Below are 5739 nucleotides of genomic sequence, written 5' to 3'. Positions count from 1 at the left end.
GTCGCGCGACGTGCGCCATCCGCCGCGCGCGCCCAGCAGCCCGGGGCGGTGCAGCGCATGAAGCGGCGTGTGCAGGATCTGCAACCCGCTGGCGTTATCCGCCATCGCAGTGCCGCTCAGTTCGACACCCACTTCGCGAAGCGCTGCTGCAGTTCGTCGAGATGGTCGGCCCAGAAGGCGGTGTTCTGCAGCAGCGGCTGGTCGATGTTCTGCGGCGCGTTGGGCAGCTTGTCGAGCACGGCCTTCGAGAGCAGGGCCTGCGCCTTCGGGTTGGCCGGTCCGTAGGGAATGGTCTCGGCAAAGAGCTTCTGCTGCGCCGGCGCGCTCATGTAGTCGATCAGCGCGAGCGCCTTGGCCTTGTTCGGGCTGCCTTTCACCACCACCCAGTCGGTCGGCCCGTAGACCTGGTTCTTCCACACCATGGCCAGCGAACGGCCTTCCTTGTTCGCGGCATCGATGCGGCCGTTGTAGGCCGAGGCCATCACCACCGCGCCCGAGGCCAGCCATTCGATCGGCTGGGCGCCGGCCTCCCACCATTGCACGTCCTTCTTGATCTGGTCGAGCTTGGCGAAGGCGCGGTCCTGGCCGGCCTTGGTCGCCAGCAGCTTGTAGACCTCGGCGGCCGGCACGCCGTCGGCCATCAGCGCGATCTCGAGCGTCTGCTTGGCCTGCTTGCGCAGCGCGCGCTTGCCGGGCCAGCGCTTGGTGTCCCAGAAATCGGCCCACGATTTCGGGCCGTCGGGCAGGCGCTTGCTGTCGTAGCTGAGCACCTTGGCCCACAGCATGGCCGGCACTCCGCAGGGGTTCATCAACTCCTTGGGCAGGTCGCGCGTGGCGGGCGCCGCGCTGGCCCAGTCGATCTTCTCGAGCAGGCCCGAGTCGCAGCCGACCACCACGTCCTCCTCGTCCATCTGCACCAGGTCCCAGATCACGTTGCCCGACTCGACCATGGCCTTGACCTTGGTGAGGCCGACCACGTTGCTGTCCTCCACCAGCTTCTCGGACTTCGCGGCGGCATAGGGTTGCCAGTAGGCCTTGCGGAAGGACTCCTGCAGCGCGCCGCCGACGCTCACGACGGTCAGGTCGCGCGCAACGGTCCACGGGGCGGCGAAGGCGAGGCCGGCCAGGACGAGGCCGCGCAGGGAAAGCGAAAGGTTCATGGGAACTCCGGGAGAAAGGAACGGGGAGGAAAGAAAGAAGCGGGCTCAGGCGCGCAGGCCGCCCGTGAAGCCGTCGAGGAAGTGCACGAGGTTGGCGCCGATGTGGTCGCAGTCGTAGCCGCCCTCCTGCACCATCACGCTCGGCATGCCGAGCCGGCCCAGGCGCTCGCCGATGCGGCGGAAACCCTCGGTCGTGACCTTCAGGCCCTTGAACGGATCGTGCTCGTGCGCATCGAGGCCCAGCGAGATCACCAGCGCGTCGGGGCTGTAGGCCGCGAGGCGGCGGCAGGCATGCTCAAGCGCCACCAGGTAGGCGTCGTCGCCGGTCTCGGCCGGCAGCGGCAGGTTCAGGTTGTAGCCCAGGCCCGCGCCGGCGCCGCGCTCCTGCGCATAGCCGCAGAAGTACGGGTGGTAGTTCGTCGGGTCGCGGTGCAGCGAGACGAAATAGACGTCGGAGCGCTCGTAGAAGATGCCCTGCGTGCCGTTGCCGTGGTGCACGTCGATGTCGATCACGGCCACGCGGCGGCCATGGCGGCGCAGCAGCTGCGCGGCGATCGCGGCATTGTTGAGGTAGCAGACGCCGCCGCCGCGCTCGCGGTAGGCATGGTGGCCGGGCGGCCGGCAGATCGCGTAGGCCGCCTTGGCGCCCTGCAGCACGCGCTGCGCGGCATCGGCCGCGAGGTTGGCCGAGGCGAAGGCCGCGGCGGCCGTGCCCGGGCCGATCGGCGAGGCCAGATCCTGCATGTGGTAGCCGGCCTGGCCGACCACGCGCTCGGGGTAGCCGTGCTGCAGGCCCGGCACCGCGAACACGTTGGGCACGATCTCGGGCGCGGCGCCCGGGATCTCGGACCAGCGGCGATGGCCGTCCTGCAGGAAGCACAGGTAGTCGGGCGTGTGCACGTCGGCGATCGGGCCCAGGCCATGCTCGGCGGCGGCCACGAGTTCGCAGCCGGCCTGCACGGCCGCGTCGCGCAGCTGCTCCGCGCGGTCGATGCGCTCCTGCGCGGGCGTGAAGCGGCCGGTGACGAAGAAGAACGAGGGCTCGTGCTCGCGGTGGATGGGGGTGTAGAGGACGGGAAGCATGGGTGTCTCGCTATCGGAGGAAGGAGCGTTCAGGCGCGCGGCGCGCCGGGCAGCGGCGGCGTGCGGTAGCCGGCGGTTTCGCCGCCATCGACCGTGAGCACCGCGCCGTTGATGAAGCTGGCCTGCGCCGAGAGCAGCCAGCAGACCGTGTCGGCCACCTCGCCGGCCTCGCCGAGCCGACCGGCGGGAATGCGCCGCGTGAGCGCGGCCAGGCGGTCGGCGTCGGCGATCACGCGCGCCATCATCCGCGTGGCGATCTGGCCAGGGCACACCGCGTTGAAGCGCACACGCTCGCCGAACTCCAGCGCCAGCGCCTGCGTGAGCGCGATCACGCCGCCCTTCGAGGCGCAGTAGGCCGCGAGCCCCTCCTCGCCGACCTTGCCGGCGATCGAGGCCACGTTGACGACGGCGCCGCGCGGCGACTTCTGCAGCGCCGGCAGCGCCTTCTGGCTGAACAGGAACACCGAGCGCAGGTTGACCGCCATCAGCCGGTCCCAGTCGTCGACGCCCAGCTCGAGGAAGGCGCTGCGCGAACCGGCGCCCGCGTTGTTGACCAGCCCGTCGATGACGCCGCCGCCCAGTGCCTCGGCGCGCGCGACGACCTCGGCCACGGCCGCGGGATCGGACGCGTCGGCGGCCGCGAAGTGGGCGCCGGTGTGCTGCGCCAGCGCCTCGCCGGCCGCGGTGTCGCGGCCGGTGAACAGCACCTGTTCGCCGTTGCCCGCCAGTTGCGCGACGATGGCCGCGCCGATGCCGTGGGTGCCTCCGGTGACGACGATCATGCGAGCTCCTTGCCGCCGCGCGCGGCGGCCATGTGCTCGTAGGGCACGGGGGTGTTGCGCGGGTCGTCCGCCGCGCGCTGCCAGTACATGCGCTGCAGCTGCTGCGTCAGCGGACCGACCTCGCCGTTGCCCACGCTGGCGCCGTCGAGCCGGGTCACGGGCATCACGCCACCGGCGGTGCTGGTGATGAAGATCTCGTCGGCCTCGCGCAGCCGTTGCACGGGGATGTCGGCCAGTTCGCAGCCGATGCCGAGCTGGCGCGCGAGCTCGATCACGGTGCGCCGCGTCATGCCCTCGAACACGTTGCGCCGCGGCGTGAACAACGCGCCGTCCTTGGCGCCGAAGATGTTGAAGCCCGCGCCCTCGGTCACGTTGCCTTGCGCATCGGGCAGCGCCGCGACCAGGGCGCCGCGGTCGTAGGCCTCGAAGATGCCCATGGTCAGGTCGAGCCAGTGGAAGTTCTTCACGCGCGTGTCGATCGCCGCGCTCGCGATGCGCTGCACCTGGCTGATCACCATCGCGAGCCCCGTGCGTTGTTGCGCCGGCGTGCCGATCCAGACGAAGGGCTGCGAGAAGGCATAGAAGCGGTTCTGGCATTCGCGCGGATCGCGCGAGCCCGGCGGCGGCACGCCGCGCGTGCAGGTCATCTGCACATAGGCGTCGCGCAGGCCGCTGAGCGCCACGCATTGCTCGAGGATGTGGCGCATCTCCTTCTTGCTGATCGGCAGGCTCATGCGCAGCTCGCCCATCGACCACAGGAAGCGGTCGATGTGGTCGTCGAGCCGGAAGAAGCGGCCCTGCCAGACGTGGGCCACGTCGTAGGTGGCGTCGGAGCGCACGAAGCCGCGGTCGACGAGGGGGATGCGGGCGTCGCGCAGCGCGACGTACTGGCCGTCGACGTGGGCGACGCCGGCGGAGAAGTCTGGGTTCATGTGGAGCTTCCGGGGTCCTGGGGGCGTTGAACAGGGGCCGCGCGCTGGCTCAGCCAGGCCGACAGCGTGAGCGCCACCGCCGCGACGACCATCAGGAAGGTCGACATGGCGATGATCGAGGGGTCGATGGTGTCGCGGATGCCGTCGAACATCTGGCGCGGCAGCGTGCGCTGGCCTGGACCGCCGATGAAGATGGCGACCACGACCTCGTCGAACGAGGTGATGAACGCGAACAGCGCGCCCGAGACGATGCCCGACATGACGATCGGCACCACCACGGTGAAGAAGGCGCGCACGGGCGAGGCGCCCAGGCTGTAGGCAGCGCGCAGCAGGCCCATGTCGAACTGCTGCAGCGTGGCCGTGACCGTGATGACGACAAAGGGCGTCGACAGCACCGCGTGGGCGATGACAAGCCCCGGCAGCGAGGCCGTGAGCCCGATGCGCGAGAACAGGAAGTACATGCCCAGCCCGGTGATCACGGGCGGCACGATCATCGGCGCCATCAGGAAGCCGAGCAGCGTGCGCCGCGCCGGCAGGTTGCGCCGCGCGAAGGCGAAGGCCGCGAGCGTGCCGAGCACGGTGGCGATCAGGGTCGAGCACACGCCGACCACGAGGCTGTTGCGCAGCGAATCGAGCCAGGGGCCGGGCGAGAACACGCGCTGGTACCACTGGGTCGAGAAGCCGGGCAGCGGGTAGGACAGGAAGGAGCCGGCGCTCAGCGAGATCGGCGTCATGGCGAGCAGCGGCAGCAGCAGGAAGCACACCATCAGCGCGCCATACAGGTAGTGCACGGCGCCGGCGGCGCGGACGAATTGGCGATGGGTCATGCGAAGGGATTCCCGTCTTTCACTTGATGCCCGCGAGCTGCTTCACGCCGAGCGTGGAAGCCGCCACCAGGTACACCGCCATCACGCAGGCCAGCAGCATCAGGCCGAGCGCCGAGGCCATGCCCCAGTTGACGGTGTTGTTGGCGTAGAAGGCGACGAAGTAGCCGAGCATCTGCTCGCGCGCGCTGCCGACCAGCGAGGGCGTGATGTAGTAGCCCGCGGCCACGATGAAGGTCAGCAGGCCGCCGGCCGCCACGCCCGGCAGGCTCAGCGGCAGGTAGACGTGCAGGAAGCCGCGCACCGGGTGCGCGCCGAGCGAGGACGAGGCGCGCATCAGGTGCGGCGGAATACTCTTGAGGCTGTTGTAGATCGGCAGCACGGCGAAGGGCAGCAGGATGTGCACCATCACGATGTAGAGGCCGGTGGCATTGAAGATCAGCGCGAGCGGCTGGTTCACCACGCCGATGGCCTGCAGCAGCGCGTTGACCAGCCCGTTCTCCTGCAGCACCACGATCCAGGCCGTGGTGCGCGCGAGCAGCGAGGTCCAGAAGGGCAGCAGCACCGCCAGCATGATCGCGAAGGCGATCGGCTTGGGTGCCTTCACCAGCAGCGCCGCGAGCGGATAGCCGAGCAGCAGGCAGGCCAGCGTGACCGCGCCCGCGATCGAGAGCGTACGCCAGAGGATGTCGAGGTAGATACGCTGGTCGGGCTCGGCGCGCACGATGCGGCCCTCGTCGTTTTCCGCCATGTCGAGCGCGGCCAACAGGTAGCGCCCGGTGTAGGGCGTGGCGGCACGGCGCAGCGCGCTCCAGTAGGCAGCCTCGCCCCAGCGCGGGTCGACCTCGAGCAGCCAGGCCCTGGCATCGGGTGCGGCGGGCGCGTCGGTGCCGGCGCGGCGCGCGGTCTTCATCACGAGCGTGCGGTAGCCGCTGATCTCGTAGTTCATGCGGCGGCC

6 protein-coding genes are annotated in these 5739 nt (G+C 70.2%); all 6 read right to left on the bottom strand.

Features of this window, described 5'->3' with window-relative positions:
• Positions 1–116: 116 nt before the first annotated feature.
• Positions 117–1160 (bottom strand): ABC transporter substrate-binding protein, encoded by a 1044-nt coding sequence (locus tag AC27VN_RS30705; protein WP_490879004.1) that lies wholly within the window; start codon positions 1158–1160, stop codon positions 117–119.
• A gap of 45 nt (positions 1161–1205) precedes the next feature.
• Positions 1206–2243, bottom strand: a complete 1038-nt coding sequence (locus AC27VN_RS30700) for a histone deacetylase family protein (RefSeq protein ID WP_490879003.1) — start codon at positions 2241–2243, stop codon at positions 1206–1208.
• 29 nt (positions 2244–2272) lie between these two features.
• Positions 2273–3025: an SDR family NAD(P)-dependent oxidoreductase gene (locus tag AC27VN_RS30695; RefSeq protein WP_490879002.1), complete on the bottom strand. Its 753-nt coding sequence runs from the start codon at positions 3023–3025 to the stop codon at positions 2273–2275.
• Positions 3022–3957: an aminotransferase class IV gene (locus tag AC27VN_RS30690; RefSeq protein WP_490879001.1), complete on the bottom strand. Its 936-nt coding sequence runs from the start codon at positions 3955–3957 to the stop codon at positions 3022–3024. Before AC27VN_RS30690 ends, AC27VN_RS30695 begins: the two co-directional genes overlap by 4 nt.
• Positions 3954–4784: an ABC transporter permease gene (locus tag AC27VN_RS30685; protein ID WP_490879000.1), complete on the bottom strand. Its 831-nt coding sequence runs from the start codon at positions 4782–4784 to the stop codon at positions 3954–3956. Before AC27VN_RS30685 ends, AC27VN_RS30690 begins: the two co-directional genes overlap by 4 nt.
• A 19-nt stretch (positions 4785–4803) precedes the next feature.
• On the bottom strand, positions 4804–5739 hold a 936-nt coding region (locus AC27VN_RS30680), incomplete at its 5' end, for an ABC transporter permease (RefSeq protein ID WP_490878999.1).

The organism is Variovorax sp. 20P10.2.4 (assembly GCF_058244205.1).
This window is presented reverse-complemented; position numbering and strand designations above follow the sequence as displayed.

What these genes read in the sequence shown, in the direction of transcription:
- AC27VN_RS30685 (WP_490879000.1), bottom strand. Translation starts at nt 4,784, where the DNA reads ATGACCCATCGCCAATTCGTCCGCGCCGCCGGCGCCGTGCACTACCTG.
- AC27VN_RS30705 (WP_490879004.1), bottom strand. Translation starts at nt 1,160, where the DNA reads ATGAACCTTTCGCTTTCCCTGCGCGGCCTCGTCCTGGCCGGCCTCGCC.
- AC27VN_RS30700 (WP_490879003.1), bottom strand. Translation starts at nt 2,243, where the DNA reads ATGCTTCCCGTCCTCTACACCCCCATCCACCGCGAGCACGAGCCCTCG.
- AC27VN_RS30690 (WP_490879001.1), bottom strand. Translation starts at nt 3,957, where the DNA reads ATGAACCCAGACTTCTCCGCCGGCGTCGCCCACGTCGACGGCCAGTAC.
- AC27VN_RS30695 (WP_490879002.1), bottom strand. Translation starts at nt 3,025, where the DNA reads ATGATCGTCGTCACCGGAGGCACCCACGGCATCGGCGCGGCCATCGTC.